Origin of the sequence: Streptomyces tardus, assembly GCF_018101125.2 — a bacterium.
Lineage (GTDB): Bacteria > Actinomycetota > Actinomycetes > Streptomycetales > Streptomycetaceae > Streptomyces > Streptomyces tardus.
In genome coordinates this window covers 1,706,731-1,724,342 of record NZ_JAELVF020000001.1, presented here as the reverse complement: position 1 = coordinate 1,724,342, position 17,612 = coordinate 1,706,731, and the positions used below count along the sequence as shown (strand labels likewise).

Below are 17,612 nucleotides of genomic sequence, written 5' to 3'. Positions count from 1 at the left end.
CAACTACGCTCCCAGATAGGTCTGCCGGAGTTCCCGAATGATCGCGCGATCCGTACTGCGGGCCGGTTGGGTCCAGCCCGCTGCCGCGCCCAGCTGCCGCCGGAGCGCCGCCAGGATGCGGAGATCGGCGGTGTCGGCCTCCGTCACGGTGCTGAGCCACTCCTGGGGACTCACCAACGCGCTGTCGTCGAGACCGAGTTCGTCCAGCAGGTCGCGTTGGTCGTAGGTGCGGCTCACGAGTACGGACCGGACGCCCGTGCCGTCCGATGCCGCCGCGGTCAGCAGAGCGTCCACCACGTCGGAGACGTGGCAGATCGGGACGAGGCCGTCGAGCCGTGGCAGCGTGCCCTGTTGCAGCGAGAGCCGCAGCATCTGCGCGAACACGTCCCGGTCGAGGAACTCGCCCTCCCGGGCGTTGTGTCCGTACACGAGCCCGCCGCGCACCAGGTCGACACCGCAGCCCACGCCTTCCAGCGCCGTGATGTACGCCTCGGCGACGAACTTCGACTGCGAGTACGGGTCGTCGACCGCGGCCAGCGCCTCCTGGGTGAGCGGCACGAAGTCCGGGCCGACCGAGGCGGCGGAGAGGAATACGAAGCGCGGCGCGTCCAGTGCCGCCGCCGCGCGCACCAGCGCGGCGGTCGTGGCGACACTGCCGCTCAACTGGTGCTCCAACGGCAGCAGATGGTTGACGTCGTAGCCGCAGTGCACGACCGCGCCCCACCGGACGGTGTCCGAACCGCTCGCGTCCTCGGCGAGCGTCTCGACGTCGTCGTAGCCGAGGAACTCGATCTGCGACAGCTCCTCGGGGTTCCTCCCGAAGCGCTCGCAGTGCCGTGACACAAGGCGCCGCGGGTCGCTCGTGGTGACCACGGTGATCTCCTGGCCGCCGCCGATGAGCCGGTCCAGGACGTGCCCGCCGATGAAGCCGCCGGCCCCCGTGACGGTGATGGCGTCGCGGCGGGCCGCTCCGCTCTCCGGCGCGGGGCGCAGGGCGGCGAGAGCCGCCGGAAGCCCGGCGAGCTCCCCGGCCACCTCGTCGAACACCTGTCGCTCGGGTGAGGTCTGCGCACCGGGCAGGCCCCGCAGACCGGTCACGAATCCCTCGATGGTGAAGTCGTAGTTGAGCAGGTCGAAGACGGTCTGGACGGGCTCCTCGCCGTAGATCTCGTTCAGCTCCACCTGGATCCGCACCAGTGCGAGGGAGTCCGCACCCGCGTCGAAGATCGAGACGGCGGGCTCCACAGCAGCGCCCACGATGCGTTCCACGATGGTGCGGACGACCTCCCAGTCGTCGCGGACGCCGGGCTCCGAGGCACCCGCCCCACTGCGCGCCCCGTCCGCCTGTGCCGACTGACGGGGCTCGCGGGCGAGGGCCCGCAGTGCCGCCTTGTCCGTCTTTCCGCTGGTGGTGAGTGGGAGTTCGGGCAGCGAGAGCAGCACGTCCGGCATCTCCCACGGTGGCAGCAGGTCGCGCAGCCACTGCCTCAGTTCGTTCTCGGGCCGGTCCTTCGCGGTGTGGGCCATGATCAGCGAAGTGCCGTCGGTCAGCAGCACGACCGAGGTGTCCATCAACTGCGCGAGCCAGCCGCCGAGATCGGTCAGACCGATCCGGTGGCCGAGGCGTTTGATCTGCTCGTCCAGTCTGCCCAGGTAGAACAACTCGCCGCTGCGCAGCTCGACTTCGTCACCGGTGTGGTAAGCGGTGTCGCCGCCGACCGTGACGAAAGGGCCGGCGCCGCCGGCGGGCTGCCCTTCGTAGCCGAGTGCCACCCCGGGGCCGACCAGGACGAGTTCGCCGCGTCCCGCGTCGGAGTAGGTGCCTCGCTCGGAGTCGTGGACCTTGGCTGTGTAGCCGTCAATGGGCCGGCCGATGGAGGCCGTGAAGCGGGACGGCTCGGCGACGCTGAAGCAGACCGTGCCCTCGGAGGGGCCGTAGGCGTTCAGCACCCGGCTGTGACGGGCGGCCGCGCGGAACTCCGCCTCGGTCAGGGCCTCCCCGGCGAAGACGACCGTGCCGATCGACTTGCGCGCCTCGTCGTCGAGACGCGCGTACACCGAAGGGGGCAACGTGATGATGTCGCAGCCGTTCTCCCGCAGGTGGTGGCCGACCGCGCTGAGCCAGGAGCCGCCGCCGTCCCCGGCCGGCACGACGAGCCGGGCGCCCGCGTGGATCGCCACGAGGATCTCGGCGACGGAGGCGTCGAACGACAGGGAGGAGAACTGCAGCTTGCGATGGCCGGGCTTCACCCCGAAGAGGCGGGTCTGGGCGCGGCAGAGGTTCTCAATCCCGGCATGGCCGACGTTCACCAGCTTGGGCACACCGGTGGATCCTGACGTGAAGATCGAGTACGCCACCTCCTCTGCGGGCCACACCTCGGGCACTGCCTCGGGCACCTCCCCGGCACCGTCCGGCACGGGCTCGGCGGCGGCCCGCATGACGTCGTCGGCGGGCAGCACCCGCTCCGCCGCGCTGTCCGTACCCAGAGCATCGAGCGACTCGGCCGTACAACAGACCACGAGCCGCGGCGCCGCCACCCGGACCGCCTGCCGTATTCGCTCGGCAGGCAGGCCGGGATTGAGCGGGGTGTAGACGAGTCCCGAACGCATCACGGACAGCGTCCAGATCAGCGCGTCGGCGGTGTGTTCGCCCACGACGACGACCCGGCCGCCGTCCGGGCAGAGTCGGCGCAGCTGCGCCGCGCGAGCCCTGGTGGCCTCGGCGAGGTCGGCGTACGACCAGGTTCGCGCGCCGGATTCCAGAGCCACCAGGCCGTCGTTCTGCCCGAGGTGGTGTGCGACGAGCGCAGGCAGATCCACGAAGAACACCCTCTTTCGAGTTGCTGACCAGTGGAACCGGCCGTGGGGAAGTACGCGTGACGTGGGGAACGGGCGAGGTCAGGGGCGGCCGGTCATCGGGCGGACCCGTCGGGTGTGCTGTCGGCTCCGATCCGTTCCCGGAGGTCGTCGAGGATGCTCGTGACGGCATCGGGCGGCAGGAACCTGCTCTTGTACTGCAGCCGCAGCAGTGGCGGGCCGGGCATCGACCGGTCTGCCAGGAACTTCACGTCCTCGAAGACCCGGGCGCTGCTGAGGGGGATCCAGCGCCAGAGCCTCGGCTCGGGGCGCATCAGCGTCGTGTCCGACACCACGATGCGTGGCATGCGGGCACGGGCGAGTTCGGCGCCGAACGAGGTGAGGTCGGACAGGGAGAACCGGCCGAGAGAGTCGTAGTGGTTCCGCGTCCGCAGGAAGTACTCGGGGGTGTAGTCCGCCGCCGACTCGCCGCGCACCACTAGGGGTTTGATCTCGACGAAGTACCCGCCCTTGCGCGCGAATTCCCAGCGCGAGGTCGGATATTGGAGCACAAGGCCCCCGCCGATGGTCCGCAGCACCGCAGCGGTGACGGCGCTGAGGAGATCGTCGAAAGAGCTGCCCCTGCGCAGCGGCAGCCACTGCTCGCTCGATTCCGAGATCATCGGAATTCCCTTGCGCCCAGGGACCGGCATCTCACCGAGCCCCTTCTCCACCAGCGCGGGATCGGCGGGATTCAGGGCCGCATACCTGGCGACCAGCGCCGCGTGGCCCCGGTAGCGGGCGCCGACGCGGCGGACCGCTGTGCCCTTCAGATGGGCTCGCACGGCGGCGAGGGTCGCCACCGCGTCGCCGAGGTCGACGACCAGGTGATTCAGTTTGACGAAGACAACGTGCTCGCCGTCCGCACGGGGCCAGCACGCGACGTGCACCGCCTCGTCGAGTCGCAGCGGACGGCTGTTGTGGTACGCCGACATCGGCTCCGCGAGCTGGTCGGGTTCGCCGTCCATGGGGGTCTCGTGCACGACGCAGGTCGCGGCCACATCGGTCTCGTCGATATCGAGGAGGTGCGCCAGGGCCTGCGTCAGCCCGAACTCGCGGAGGAAGGCCACGACACCGGCCGGGGCTCCGACGCGGTCCGCGTCGAGCGCGCCGATCCAGGCGGCGCAGGGGTTGATGTCGCAGTCCAGGTCCAGGTCGCGGAGGAAGCTGAAGAGGCCCCGCACACTGAGTGCGTCGGGACGCAGGGAAAGGCCGGACATCAGCGCTCAGTTCTCTCGAATGGGGGCACGTGTGGCAGGACGCGGCGTTCTCGCGAATTCGGGCCGGCAGCTTGGAGTTTGTCGATAGGAGCCGTGTTTCTCAAGTGTGTACAAATGCAGGCGGCGTGCTCTGCCGGTGAACGTGTACAACCGCGGAAACGCCTCACTTGAACGCACAGACATCAAGGCCCTCACAAGCCTGGAGGAGCAGGTGGTGACGCCGCGGCGGCCGGATCGCCGCCGCGGCGTCAGGCCCGGCTACCGGATCCTGATGTCCATCAGAGGTGTTCCGAGGAGCGACGGCGCAGGTACGCCGTACCGGAGCGCACACCCCAGTAATAGGTGAGCAGGCCGCACAGGGCCACGGCGACGGTGTCCCACGGCGCGGGGATCACACCGCTGCCGCCGAAGGTGCCGAGGCCCGACAGGACCAGCTGCCACCCCAGGAAGACGAGCAGCCAGGCGCCCGTGCGCAGTTCGGCCGCGAGGTCGTACTCGCGGCGGCGCAGCGCGACGAACAGGAGCACGGTGGCCAGGAGCACCGGAAGTGCCGTGCGCAGGGTCTGCCAGGAGGACCAGTAGACCAGCTCCGAGCCGACGATGAACCCGGCCGGCGCGATCCAGTGGAGTCCACGGATCCAGCCCGCGAGCCGTTCGGGAGCGGCAAGGCGGAAGGTGCCCGCGGCCACGGTGCACAGGCAGTAGGTGAGCAGGGCGAGCACGCCGACGACGCCGATGATCTCCTGCCACCGGCTGGCGGGGAGCAGACAGACCATGCTGAGTGCGAAGTTCAGCGCTATCGCGTTCCTCGGAACACCCGCGTGGTCGTCCACGGCGGCGAACCGGCGCGGTAGGGCCCTGTTCTTGGCCACCCCGTACGTCTCGCGGCTGCCGGTCGCGACGATCACGTACGTCGAGCCCGACGGCGAGAACACGGCGTTGGCGTAGATCAGAGTCGCCAGCCAGCCCAGGTTGAGCAGCAGGGCGAGCTCGCCGAAGGGCGAGGAGAAGTTGAGCCCGGCCCATCCCCCGGCCAGGCTGCCTTCCGGCACCGCGAGCACGAAGGCGATCTGCAGCACGACGTTCAGGAGGACGGAGAGCACGATGGCGGTCATCACCGCGCGGGGGATGTCCCGACGCGGGTTGCGTGCCTCGCCGGACAGCTCGATCGGTGTCGCGAAGCCGTTGAGGGCGTAGATGATGCCCGCGCCGGCGATCGCGGTCAGCGGGGCCGACCAGCCGTACGGGGCGAATCCGCCGCCCGCGGAGACGTTGCCGGGATTGAAGCTGGCGAGCAGCAGCGCCACCACGGTGACGACCGGGACGAGCACCTTGATCACGGTGACGGCGAAGTTCAGGCGCGCGAACAGCTTGACCCCGAACCAGTTCAGCACGACCAGGACGAACAGCAGCGCGGCACCGGCGGCCTTGCCCGATGCCGACAGGGCGTCGTCGACGTACAGGCCCGGAAGGTAGCGGTCCGCGTACTGCACGATCGCGGAAGCCTGGGCCGCCATCGAGTTGGCCACGGCGAGGAGCATGGCCCAACCGACAAGGGTGCCCGCCAACGGGCCGTTGGCCAGCATCGGCCAGCGCACCATGCCGCCCGACTCCGGTGTGCCCGCGCCCAGTTCGATGAGGACCAGCGCGACCAGCGTGAGCGCCGCGCCGGCGATGATCCATGAGAGAACGGCTGCGGGTCCCGCCGCCGCGGCGCCGTAGAAGGCACCGAACAGCCAGCCGGAGCCTATGATCCCGCCGAACGCGATTCCGGTCAGGCTCCAGAAACCCAGCTCGCGGCGGAGCTTGTGGTCCTGTCCCGGTTTCGACGACGCGGCCGGCTCAGCGGTGATCGTCACGTGATCACCGCGCGGCATATCGTCCGGGCAACGGGCCCGTACAGTCGCGGAGTTGTGGTCTCCATCTCGATCGAGTCCCCCTTGGGATTAGGTGTGGTCGGCGACGAGCGCGGCGAGGCGGTCGATACCGAGACGAATCTGTTCGGGCGTCAGAACGCTGAAGGAGAGCCGGATCTGATGGAACCCGCCGTCGCCCGCGTAGAAGTGGTGCATGGGCGTCCACAGCACGCCGAAGCGGCTCGCGGAGTACTCGAGCATGGCGTCGTCCGCGCGGAAGGGCAGGGTGACGACGGCGAACATGCCGCCCCTCGGGGTGTTCCACGAGACCCCTGAGCCGGCCATCGGGGAGCCGGCGCCGAACTGCTCCTCCAGCGCGGTGAGCACGGCTCGCAGATTTCCCCGGTAGACCTGCGCCTCCCGTACGGTGGCGCGCTCCATGCTGCAGCCGTTCTCCAGCAGGATCCCGCCGATGACCGCCTGGGCGACCGAGGAGGTGTTGAGCGTCAGCATGCTCTTGAGCTTGGCGAGCTCGTCGGCGAACAGGCCGCCGTCGACCACGGACTGGTCCGCCACCACGTATCCCACGCGTGCCCCGGCGAAGGCGGTCTTCGCGAACGAACCGAAGTAGACGACGCGTTGACCGGTGTCGAGCGACTTGAGTGTGGGCAGCCGCTCCCCTCCTGGATGGAACAGCGAGTACGGGTTGTCCTCGAGGAGGAGGACGTTCTCCCGCTCGGCCAGATCGAGCAGTCTGCGGCGGTCGGCCGCCGGCATGGTGGCGCCGCTGGGGTTCGCGAAGTCGGGAACCACGTAGCAGGCGCGCGGGCGCAGCCCTTCGGCACGGGCCTGCTGGATCTTGCCCTCCAGGTCCGCCACGTCGATGCCGTCGGGCCCCTCCCGCACGGATCTGACCGGCATGTCGACCAGCCGGGTCGCGCCGAGGAAGCCGACGTACGCCGGGTAGGCCGCGAAGACCACGTCGCGGGCATCGGTGCGCAGGGCTCTGAGCACCAGGACCATCGCCTCCTGGCACCCGGTGGTCACCAGCACGGATTCGGCCTCGACGGTGAGCTGTTCGTCGATCTCCAGATGCCGGGCGATCAGGTGGTGGATGAACCCCTTGGTACGGCCGTACTGGAAGAACGTGCGCCGCACGGCCTCGGGGTCCAGGCCCACTTCGTCCCTGAGGTGGCGCTCGAACGTGTCCAGGTGGCGACCCAGCCCGGCCACGTCGTAGAAGCCCTCGTACGGGCGGCCCGCTGCGAAGGAGACGGCGTCCGGGAACCGGCCGGCGATCTCGTTGAGCAGCGTCATGGAGGTGAGCGCGGCGTCGCTCGTGGACGCGTGCAGAGCGCCGGTGTGCAGCCGTACTCCTGGAAGTCCTCCGGCCAGGTCCATCGGGGCGCCGCCCAGCCCCTCGGACGTATGGGTCATAAGCGTGAGACCTGTTCTCGTTGGGGGATCGGCCTGTGGTCAGTCGGACAGGGCGCGGGCCCGCAGCTCGATGAGCCGCTCGGGCTCTTCGAGGTCGGCGAGGACCTGTGCCCTGTCGTCGCCGACGGCCACGATGTGGGCGTAGCGGGTCAGGAACGTGTCGGGCGGGAGCGCCAGGCGCGACCCGGGACGGGTGGTGACTGCCGTCTCGCGGATCGTCGGGCCGAAGCGGTCCTCGTGCACGAGGACCTCAACGACCTCACAGCGCTCCTCGGGCGGCAGGAAGCGGACCGAGGCGACCTTGCGGAACTCCGGTGCGGTGTCGGGCTTGTGGCCCGCCGCGACATGGGCGGCGGCGACCGTGGGGTCGGCGCCGGAGGCCAGCAGCCCGAGGTAGGGGATCAGGTCCCCGCCGAGGCGGGCGTTGACCTCCACCAGCCGCGGGCCGTTGGGGGTGAGCTTGAACTCGGAGTGGGTGGCGCCGTGGACGAAACCCAGCGCGCGGTGGATCTCCCGGAGCTGGTCGAGGAGTTCCTCGTCGTGGAGCAGCGGGTCGTCGGCATCGACGTCGTGCCCGGTTTCGACGAAGTACGGTTCGGGGCCCAGTCGTTTGCGGGCGAGGACGGTCGGCGTGACCACCCCGTCGTGGATGATCGCGTCAATGCTGATCTCCGGTCCCGTGAGGAACTCCTCCACGAGTACGTTCTCCTCGTGACGGGCCAGGCCCAGGGCGTCGGTGCCGTCCGCCGAGGCGAAGGCCGCGGCAACGTCCTCGGCGCGCTCGACGCGGATGACACCGGCGCTGCCGGCCATGGCACGTGCCTTGACGATCACCGGGTAGCCGATCTCGTCGGCGGCCGCGAGCGCGTCCTCGGCGCTGGCGACCGTGCGCGAAGCCGGTTGGGGTACGCCCGCGGCGGCGAGCAGGGAACGAGTGGTCGCCTTGTCCCGGCAGGCGCTGATGGTCTCCGGAGGGCTGCCGGGCAGCCCGAGGCTCTGCGCGAGTCGCGCGCAGAAGACGACCTGCGACTCGTCGTAGGTGAACACGCCCACCACCGGCAGCAAGTCCACGAGGGAGAGAGCCGCCTCGCGCACCGCCTCGGCGTCCCGGGTGTCGACCTTGGTGGCACCCGCGCAGTGGGCCATCTGCCAGGTCGCCTCGGCCGAGTCCAGGAGCCACAGCCGGTAGTGCTTCGAGACAGCGGCCAGGATGTACTCGCGGTAGGGGCGGTGGCCGCTGCCGACGACGAGCAGGACGGGGGCGTCCTGGGAGGCGTCTGGGCTACGGGTTTCTTGCTCAGTCATGACGATTCCTTTTGCGTGTACGGAGAAGAGCTGCATTCACCGACTCAAAAGAGAAGAGTTCGCCGGCGTCCGCTGGAATACCGGGCGAGGCCATGAACCTGGTTGATCGACCTAACTGCACGTCAAGCCGGACGAGATTGTTACCGGCTCACCAAGGGCCTGTCAACGTAGTTCAGGAAGCACATCACGCCGGCCGTACGAACGGGATCCGGCAGGCGCGGCACGGTTGCGTGCAACTGAGCAAAAGGAGCACTTGCACAACCGCGTGCACAATCTGAACAACCCTTGCGTGCCGCTCTTGCGTATGCGATAAATGACCGGGCGCTGGCTCTATGCAGCTGATTATGGTCCCTCGGAGAGGGCCTTATAGGGGGAGGCCGGTTTTGAAGGACCAAATCCTGAAGATCATCATCGATGCGATCGATGACATCAATACAATGCGTGAAGAAAAAATCTCCACCGAGAACGTACTCGACCTGTGTCTCTACGGAAATGACGGGGTATTCGAGTCGATGTACCTCGTGGCTTTCCTCTCGCAGGTGGAGGAGGGGGTCGAGGACGAGTTCGAGGTGGAGGTGACCCTGGCCTCCGAGAAGGCCGTATCGCTCCGGGTGAGTCCGTTCAGCAGCGTCCGCAGGCTGGTCGCGTTCATCGAGGAGGAGCTGCGGTTGGCCGGGGCCGGCGCGGCGTGACCGAATGATAGTCATGATCACCGGAACTCGGACCGGAATCGGCAAGGCGCTTGCCGAGCACCTCCTCGAGGCCGGGCACGAAGTGATCGGGTGCAGCAGAAAACCGTCGACCATCGACCATCCTCATTATCGGCACCATGAGGTGGACCTTGCAGAGGTCTCCGAGATCAAGAAGATGTTCCGCGAGGTGCGGAAAACACACGGCCGTCTCGACGCATTGATCAACAATGCGGGAACCTCCACGATGAACCACTTCATGACGACTCCGGACGAGGTGACCAGGGGCACCTTCGACGTCAACTTCTTCGCCGTTCTGAACTGCTGCCGTGAAGCGGTGAAGCTGCTCCGCAAGTCGGAGGAGCCGAGCCCGGCGATCCTGAACGTCTCCACGGTGGCGGTGCCCTGGGCACTTGAGGGTCACCTGGCCTACTCGGCCAGCAAGAGCGCGGTCGAACAACTTGTCCGGGTCATGAGCAAGGAACTTGCTGCCTTTGGCATCCGGGTCAACGCCCTCGGTCTGCCGCCGGTCCGCACAGTCCTCACCCGGACCGTCTCCCAGTCGAAGATCGACGCACTGGTCGCCCGGCAGGCGATAGGTCGCATGTGCACGATGTCCGACATCGTCGGCCCGGTTGATTTCCTCATCGGCCGGCAATCGGAATTCGTCACCGGTGAAATCATCTTCCTCGGAGGGGTGCGCTGAATGCGGAACGAACTGGTACGGAGGTTCGAGGATTTCGGCACCAGGGCCGCGATGTTCGACCGGGAGGTTAGTTTCACGTACGAGGATCTCGTGGACCGGATCCGCTACACACAGATCGTTCTGGACAAGCACGGGGTGGCTCCGCACGACGTCGTGATCGTGAACGGCAACTACTCGCTGAGCGCCATATCGACCCTGCTGGCCCTGTTTCTCAACAAGAACGTCGTCGTTCCCCTGGTGACTCTCAACGACAGAGAACTCGCCACCGTCACCGAGCACTGTCGGCCCCGATTCCTGGTCACCGCGGGCGACGAGCTCGCCGTCGAGGAGATCGCTGCTCCGGGCCCCGGCCCCGCGGGCATGATCGGGCACCTCGTCGACGAGGACGCCGCGGGGCTCGTTCTGCTCAGCAGCGGCAGCACCGGCGCTCCGAAGGTGATCCTGCACAACCTCGACACCCTTGTCGGCGAGAAGCTGGAGACGCGCCCCCGGGGCCGAGCGAGCAGGCTGAACATTCTGATGGTCCTGATGTTCGACCACATCGGCGGCATCAACTCCCTCCTCAGCACGCTCCTTGTCGGCGGCACTGCGGTGCTTCCCCGCAAGCGCGTTCCTGAGGAGCTCTGCGCGCTGATCGAGCGGCACAGGATCCGAGTGCTGCCCACGAGCCCGACCTTCCTCAACCTGATCATCATGGGCGGTTATCACCGCGAGTACGACCTGAGCAGCTTGCGCCTCATCACCTACGGCACCGAGCCGATGTCCGACGAACTCCTCAGGCGGATCAACCGGAACTTTCCCGAGGTGCGGCTGCTCCAGACGTTCGGAACGAGTGAAACGGGCATCGCCCGGACCACGAGCGAGTCGTCGAGCAGCACCTATTTCAAGATCTCGGACAACAATGTCGAATACCGGATCGTCGACGGAGAACTCCAGCTCAGGAGCAGGACCCAGTTCCTCGGCTACATGAACTACGCCGATGATTCCCCCTCCGAGGACCGCTGGTTCAGGACCGGCGATCTGGTCGAGGAGACCGACGACGGCTTCCTCAGGGTCATGGGCCGCGCCAAGGAAGTCATCAACGTCGGTGGCGAGAAACTCCTCCCCCTCGAACTGGAGTCCGTTCTGCTCGGCAGTCCGCTCATTGAGGACTGCATTGTCTACGGGAAAGCGAACGCGATCACGGGCCAGACCGTGTGCGTGGACGTCAAGCCGAAGGGCGAGCTGACCCGTGCGGCTGTCCGGAAGCACGTACTCGAATTCCTCGCGGACAAGGTCGAGCCGTTCAAGATTCCCTCGAAGATCAGCGTGGTCGACCGCGTCGAGGTTTCGGAACGACTCAAAAAGGTGCGGGCCCTGCCACGTGACGGCGGGGGCTGACCGGACCTTGAACACACCTGCTCACAACGGAATGCGTGACTGCTTCGGCAGGCGATTCCATCAGTCCGTACCAGGGAGAACATGATGGCACGATCGAAGGTGTCGATCATCGGCGGCGGTCCCGCTGGATCTGTAGCGGCCCTCACACTGAACAAGCTCGGCCACGACGTCGCGATCTACGAGCGAGCCAGGTTTCCGCGGTATCGCCTCGGTGAGTCGCTGCTTCCCGGCACGATGTCGATCCTGAGCCGGCTCGGGCTCCAGGAGAAGATCGAAGCCCAGAACTACGTGAGAAAGCCGTCGGCGACTTTCCTCTGGGGGCAGGACCAAGCGCCTTGGACCTTTTCGTTCGCGGCCCCGAAAGTCGCGCCGTGGGTCTACGACCACGCCGTTCAGGTCAAGCGCGAGGAGTTCGACCAGCTCCTGCTGGAGGAGGCGAAAAGCCGCGGCGTCACGGTGCTGGAGGAGGCCACTGTCACGGACGTGGACCTGTCGCGCCCGGACGGTGTGTCCGTGACCGTGCGTCGGGGCAAGGAGACGACGACGTACGAGAGCGACTTCGTCATCGACGCCGGCGGCTCGGGCGGGCCGCTGGTCCGCAAACTCGGCGCGCGCAAGTACGACGAGTTCTACAAGAACTTCGCGGTCTGGTCTTACTTCAGGAAGGAGGACCCCTTCAAGGGCGACCTGAAGGGGACGACGTACTCGATCACCTTCGAGGACGGCTGGGTCTGGATGATCCCGATCAAGGACGACCTCTACAGCGTCGGCCTCGTGGTGGACCGCTCCAAGTCCGCCGAGGTGCGCGAGATGGGCTCCGACGAGTTCTACCGGTCGACCCTCGCCAAGTGCACCCAGGCCACGGACCTGCTGGCGGGCGCGGAGCAGGTCGACGAGGTCCGGATCGTGCACGACTGGTCCTACGACACCGACGTCTTCTCCGCCGACCGCTACTTCCTCTGCGGCGATGCCGCGTGCTTCACCGACCCGCTGTTCTCCCAGGGGGTGCACCTCGCCTCGCAGTCGGCCGTCTCCGCAGCCGCGGCGATCGACCGGATCACGCACCACGAGGAGGAGCGGGACACCGTCCACGCCTGGTACAACCGCACCTACCGCGCGGCCTACGAGCAGTACCACGAGTTCCTGGCGTCGTTCTACACCTTCGCGTCCTTCACTGAGCCGGATTCCGAGTTCTGGCGCAAGCGCCGTATCACCGAGTCCGACGACGACCGTCTCAGCCGCAAGCAGTGGTTCGACAAGCTGGTCGGCAACGGCCAGGACGAGTCCGCCCCTTCGGTGGCGGACTTCCGCGACCGGGCGGCCACGATGATCTCCATCGGAAAGCACCAACGTCCCGAGCTCAGCGACGACTTCTGCGAGGAGGAGCTGAACCCCGCCCGGGTGCGTTGGATCAGCGACTTGACCAAGCGACTCAACAGGATCACCCGGCTCCAATGGACCGGCGACAAGGTTCTGTTGAAGCCGCACTATCGGGTGGAGCCGCTGAGCTTCCGCCTCGAACAGCGCGAGATCCTGGCCAACCAGGACGGTCTGGACCTGGCCCAGTACTCGATGGATGACGAGGTTCGGCAGGTCTTTCAGGACCTCGCGGAGGAGGAGTTCGGGTACAAGACCCTCGTCAACCGGCTCGGCAGCGTGGGCAGGCAGGAGCTCAGCACGCAGATCGTGCTGCGGCTCATGGAGGCCGGTCTGCTCACCGGATACGACAAGACCGGCGAACGGGTCGTCGTTCAGGGCCGGTTGCACTTCGGCGGCGTCGGCGTCGAGTACGAGGTGTGACCCGGCGCAGCCCGAGGCCGTGACGCACTGAGAGGGGCCCGCAGCCACTGCCCGACCGGCGCATGTCCCGGCGTGCGGAGACCGGACGGCGGCTGCGGGCTGCCCGGGCGGCGACGAGCGCCGTTCCGCCACCGACCGGAGCCCGGGCAGCCGGACCTGAACGTGGACGTGGGCCCGGACGTGGGCCCGGACCGAGATCTTCACCACCGGAGAGACGTATGAAGTACACCAAGCTGCGCGACCTGCAGGTGTCTCGAATCGGCCTGGGCGCCATGGGAATGTCGTTCGGCTATACCGGATCGGGCACGACGGACGCCGAGTCGATCCGCACCGTCCACCGGGCGCTGGAGCTGGGAGTCACTTTCCTCGACACGGCCGAGATCTACGGGCCGTACACGAATGAGGAGCTCATCGGCCGCGCGATCAAAGGCCGCCGTGACGAGGTCGTGGTGGCGACGAAGTTCGGCCTCGTCTCCCACGCGGGCGGCGGCCCCGGAGTGCCCGACAGCACCCCCGCGAACGTCCGCACCAGCGTCGAGGGTTCGCTGCGGCGTCTCGGCACCGACCACATCGACCTCTGCTACCAGCACCGTGTCGATCCGCGGACTCCCGTCGAGGAGACCGTCGGCGCCCTCGCCGATCTGGTCGCCGAGGGCAAGGTCCGCCACATCGGACTCTCCGAGGCCGGCCCGGGCACCATCCGCCGCGCACACGCCGTGCACCCCGTCACCGCGCTGCAGTCGGAGTACTCCCTGTGGACCCGCGACCCCGAGGCCGACGTACTGCCCGTCCTGCGAGAACTGGGCATCGGCTTCGTGGCGTACTCGCCGCTGGGCCACGGCTTCCTCACGGGCAAGGTCCGCTCGACCGACGACCTGGACGAGAGCGACCTGCGGGTGACCAATCCCCGCTTCCTCGGAGAGAACCTTCGCGCCAACCAACGGATCGCCGACGCGGTCGAGTCCGTCGCCGCGGAAGCCGGTGCGACACCTGCCCAGATCGCCCTGGCCTGGCTGCTCACCAAGGGCGACGACATCGTCCCCATCCCCGGCACCCGCCGCGTTCCCCGCGTCGAGGAGAACTCGGCGGCCGACATCCTCGAACTGACCCCGTCCCAGCTGACCCGCCTCGACAGCCTCCCCACAGCAGCGGGCGACCACCACACGGCAGAACAGATGGAACTGATGGGCCTCTGAGCTGTCGTCCCCCTCCTCCGGCCGGCGCCGCGGCCCCGAAGACCTCGAACACGTCGGCCTGGAACTCGACGACCGCCCACGCAAGAAGCTCGACCGGGACATCCCGGCCGAGCTTCTTGCGTGATCTGTTCACCACATGGTGGCTGGGGCCGGGATCGAACCGGCGACCTATCGCTTTTCAGGCGATCGCTCGTACCGACTGAGCTACCCAGCCACGAAGTTCACGAGGAACTTCAGCGGTCCTGACGGGATTTGAACCCGCGGCCTCCACCTTGACAGGGTGGCGAGCACTCCAAGCTGCTCCACAGGACCAAGCGTGTGCGCCAACAGTCTCGCACAGGTGATGCGTGCCCCCAACGGGACTCGAACCCGATGCCAGCTCACCGTGGAAGCGGGCACCGGGAAGGAGCCCGCACTCCGAACGTGAGTGCACGGGCCGAGTGGTGTCGGCAGCCGAACCGAGTGCCGCCATGGTCACTGCGCTGCAGAGTCGTCGCTGACGCCGTCGCCGGTCCGAGGGGCGTCGAAGACGAAGTCGCCCGGAACGCCGGTGGTGGCAGCGAAGGTCGGGGAAGGCAGTGGCCGTCTCAGGTCGCGGTCGGCGGATTCGCCGATTCGGCGGTGCGGCGGTGTTCGGCGTTGATGCGCTGGGCTTCTTCGAGTTGGTCTTCGAGGATGACGATGCGGCAGGCGGCCTCGACGGGAGTCCCTTGGTCGACCAGTTCCCGGGCGCGGGCGGCGATGCGCAGCTGGTAGCGGGAGTAGCGGCGGTGGCCGCCTTCGGAGCGCAGCGGTGTGATCAGACGGGCTTCGCCGATGGCGCGGAGGAAGCTCGGGGTGGTGCCGAGCATCTCGGCGGCCCGGCCCATGGTGTAGGCGGGGTAGTCGTCGTCATCGAGACGACTGAACGAGTCGTCTGCTGTCATCTGCACCTCTCTGTGGAACACGCTGGAGGGGCCCTGGTGCCTTATGGCACCAGGGCCCCGAAGAAACTGCTACACCATCTGCCGGCCCTGACACTGCACCGGCCTTCTGTGTCCGCATGCCCGACCGAGATGCTGTCGGGGGTGCGGGGATCGCGGTTGCTTGACCGGAGACCACCTCACTATCGATGTCCTGCGGTACCCGGGCTCAGGACTTCCGCCCGGGCGATCCTGCTGATGGTGTTCGGCTCCTCCGTCCTCCCTCTTGACCAACTACTTGCCAACTGCTGGTGATGCGAACTACTCGGTGACCTGGGCAAGCGTCACTCTTCGGCAGCCAGCCCCGTCGCCCGTCCTGCGTGTGCTCTGGCTTGGAACCCCACTGCCGAACCTCCCGGTGCGCGCGCCCCAGCCGGCGCCTTCACCGAGGTACTGCTCATTCATTGCTGGGTACTGCGAACTGCGGTACTGCCGGCGGCGGCCCCTGATCACTGCGAGCCACCCGGTGCGGTCGTCAGTCCCGTCGCCGTCCTGCGAGAACCCTGGCTTCGGAGCTCCACCACCGCACAGTCCTGCAACTGCGGTTAATGCTGCTCGGCAGTTCGTCTCTGCCGAGCCCTTCTGTCTTCCTTGGCTGCGAGAGAACCATAACCATCCTGCCGCCCGAATGTCTACTCTGGCCCATAGAGATTTTCGCGATCGGCGGGGAGGAATCAGCCTCGCGCGCTTCCGCGCCACTCGCACGTACGACCACAGCAGGTGAAACGACGTCGGCAGCACCGTCAGCCGTTCACCCGCCTGCGCGGCACCGTCCATCAGGCCGGCGACTCGGCCAACACTCGACCGCAGCCGCGAGCGGCCGGTTCCACCCGGTGTCGTGCCCCGAGCGGGGTCTTCAGCTCGTCGGTCACCCGCTCTACGACGGCCGGGCCGTGATCCGGCGAGGCTGGGTGTGCCCGATCAGTCCTCGGCCCCTCGTCCAGGCTCCAGGCAGTTCTTCAGAATCCGGGTCGTCTCACCCGAGCTGCCTCGCCCGCGATGATCACCACTTGGCGATCGCAGATCGCGGGCAGGCTGTGGTCCTGCTCCTGGCTGACCCGCAGCTGCTCGGGGTAGGTGATCCCGGGCGTCGCGGCTCGCCGAGCGGACCTCTGCAGCTCGCACTGCTCGATCCCGTCGTTGATCTCGCCCGGCGCGGTCTGCTGGGCTTTCGGTTTGCGAATGCGGCGGGCGCCTTCGAGCCCCGGGTGCGACTCGTTCACCGACGGCCATGTGTGGCGCGTGACGCAGGTTGGGATCCTCGCCGACACTCATCGATGAGGAGAACCTGAGAGCCACCGGCTTCAGGCTCTACGCGAACTCGCCTGCCGTCCTGCGGTACTGGGAGCTGTCGGACCTCTACATCGAGGAGGTCATCCGCACTGCGCCATCGAGCGCTTGGAGGCCTTCGGTGACCCGCCCGAGGCTGTACGGTCCGGGCTGCCGACCGCTGAGGACGGACTCGGCTTCCGCGTCACGCCACGACTCGTCGGCTACACCGACCTTGCCGCGGCCGCCGCCCGCCCGTCCGCCCGTCCGTTCGTCCGTCCGTCCGAGGCAGGGGAGCGGCGACGTGCTGTCAGCTGGTGAGGTCACCGCACGAGAAACCCCCTGCCGGATCTGACCGGCAGGGGGTTTCCCCGGTGAAACGGTGTGGCTGGGGCCGGGATCGAACCGGCGACCTATCGCTTTTCAGGCGATCGCTCGTACCAACTGAGCTACCCAGCCACGAAGTTCACGAGGAACTTCAGCGGTCCTGACGGGATTTGAACCCGCGGCCTCCACCTTGACAGGGTGGCGAGCACTCCAAGCTGCTCCACAGGACCAAGCGCCGTGCAAAAGCAGACACGACATGGATTTGGTGCGTGCCCCCAACGGGATTCGAACCCGTGCTACCGCCTTGAAAGGGCGGCGTCCTGGGCCACTAGACGATGAGGGCTGATGGCCCGCCTGCGCGCCTGTACCGGCGCGTCGGGGACGTGAGAAGCATATGGGATAGCCCGGCGGTTCGCCAAAACGGTTGGGGTGCCGGGAGGGCCCGCCCCCGCCCGGCCCGTTGCGGGTGCGCGGCGGTCACTCCTCGGGTCGCGGGGACCTGCGGTCCTGGCCCGCCGGTGGACGGGCGTGCGATCCGGATCCGTCGGCGTCCCCCGAACCGGAGTCCGAAGCACCGGAATCGGAGTCCGAGCCGGAATCGGACTCCGA

General features: G+C 67.7%; 11 protein-coding genes, 5 tRNA genes and 1 pseudogene. 5 read left to right on the top strand and 12 right to left on the bottom strand.

Translation table 11 applies throughout. The features are described from left to right. Window positions 1–3: 3 nt before the first annotated feature. From JGS22_RS07405 to JGS22_RS07385, 5 genes are all read right to left on the bottom strand, one after another. The gene (locus tag JGS22_RS07405; protein ID WP_211039510.1) at window positions 4–2,820 is read right to left on the bottom strand and encodes an AMP-binding protein; all 2,817 of its coding nucleotides are present in this window, start codon (window positions 2,818–2,820) and stop codon (window positions 4–6) included. 92 nt (window positions 2,821–2,912) lie between these two features. After that, complete coding sequence (locus JGS22_RS07400) at window positions 2,913–4,076, bottom strand: hypothetical protein (protein ID WP_211039511.1); 1,164 nt, start codon at window positions 4,074–4,076, stop codon at window positions 2,913–2,915. 278 nt (window positions 4,077–4,354) lie between these two features. Continuing rightward, complete coding sequence (locus JGS22_RS07395) at window positions 4,355–5,935, bottom strand: APC family permease (RefSeq protein WP_308405562.1); 1,581 nt, start codon at window positions 5,933–5,935, stop codon at window positions 4,355–4,357. A gap of 87 nt (window positions 5,936–6,022) precedes the next feature. Further along, entirely contained in the window at window positions 6,023–7,369 is a 1,347-nt protein-coding gene (locus JGS22_RS07390) for an aminotransferase-like domain-containing protein (RefSeq protein WP_308405561.1), read from the bottom strand. Window positions 7,370–7,408: 39 nt separating this feature from the next. Then, on the bottom strand, window positions 7,409–8,674 hold the full coding sequence (locus JGS22_RS07385) for an ATP-grasp domain-containing protein (RefSeq protein ID WP_211039513.1): 1,266 nt from the start codon (window positions 8,672–8,674) through the stop codon (window positions 7,409–7,411). A gap of 383 nt (window positions 8,675–9,057) precedes the next feature. Here JGS22_RS07385 and JGS22_RS07380 point away from each other — a divergent pair, with 383 nt between their 5' ends. The 5 genes from JGS22_RS07380 to JGS22_RS07360 all read left to right on the top strand — a co-directional run bounded on the left by JGS22_RS07380 (window position 9,058) and on the right by JGS22_RS07360 (window position 14,445). Continuing rightward, window positions 9,058–9,366 (top strand): hypothetical protein, encoded by a 309-nt coding sequence (locus tag JGS22_RS07380; RefSeq protein WP_236073069.1) that lies wholly within the window; start codon window positions 9,058–9,060, stop codon window positions 9,364–9,366. A 13-nt stretch (window positions 9,367–9,379) separates the two neighbouring features. Next, window positions 9,380–10,069: an SDR family NAD(P)-dependent oxidoreductase gene (locus tag JGS22_RS07375; RefSeq protein WP_236073068.1), complete on the top strand. Its 690-nt coding sequence runs from the start codon at window positions 9,380–9,382 to the stop codon at window positions 10,067–10,069. Next, the gene (locus JGS22_RS07370) at window positions 10,070–11,449 is read left to right on the top strand and encodes an ANL family adenylate-forming protein (protein ID WP_211039515.1); all 1,380 of its coding nucleotides are present in this window, start codon (window positions 10,070–10,072) and stop codon (window positions 11,447–11,449) included. Between the two features lie 84 nt (window positions 11,450–11,533). Beyond that, the gene (gene cmlS / locus JGS22_RS07365) at window positions 11,534–13,249 is read left to right on the top strand and encodes a chloramphenicol-biosynthetic FADH2-dependent halogenase CmlS (RefSeq protein ID WP_211039516.1); all 1,716 of its coding nucleotides are present in this window, start codon (window positions 11,534–11,536) and stop codon (window positions 13,247–13,249) included. 218 nt (window positions 13,250–13,467) lie between these two features. Continuing rightward, complete coding sequence (locus JGS22_RS07360; RefSeq protein WP_211039517.1) at window positions 13,468–14,445, top strand: aldo/keto reductase; 978 nt, start codon at window positions 13,468–13,470, stop codon at window positions 14,443–14,445. 137 nt (window positions 14,446–14,582) lie between these two features. On the opposite strand, the gene JGS22_RS07355 is transcribed toward JGS22_RS07360, so the two are convergent. The 7 genes and pseudogenes from JGS22_RS07355 to JGS22_RS07325 form a co-directional block, all read right to left on the bottom strand. Then, window positions 14,583–14,659 (bottom strand) — tRNA-Phe (locus JGS22_RS07355). 23 nt (window positions 14,660–14,682) lie between these two features. After that, window positions 14,683–14,757 (bottom strand) — tRNA-Asp (locus JGS22_RS07350). A gap of 275 nt (window positions 14,758–15,032) precedes the next feature. Further along, window positions 15,033–15,371, bottom strand: coding sequence for a helix-turn-helix domain-containing protein (locus tag JGS22_RS07345; RefSeq protein ID WP_211039518.1), 339 nt, complete (start codon window positions 15,369–15,371; stop codon window positions 15,033–15,035). A gap of 878 nt (window positions 15,372–16,249) precedes the next feature. Further along, window positions 16,250–16,666, bottom strand: a pseudogene (locus JGS22_RS27325) (hypothetical protein); the annotation flags it as partial. A 395-nt stretch (window positions 16,667–17,061) separates the two neighbouring features. Then, a tRNA-Phe gene (locus JGS22_RS07335) sits at window positions 17,062–17,135 on the bottom strand. A 23-nt stretch (window positions 17,136–17,158) separates the two neighbouring features. Then, a tRNA-Asp gene (locus JGS22_RS07330) sits at window positions 17,159–17,233 on the bottom strand. 40 nt (window positions 17,234–17,273) lie between these two features. After that, a tRNA-Glu gene (locus JGS22_RS07325) sits at window positions 17,274–17,346 on the bottom strand. Between the last annotated feature and the right edge of the window lie 266 nt (window positions 17,347–17,612).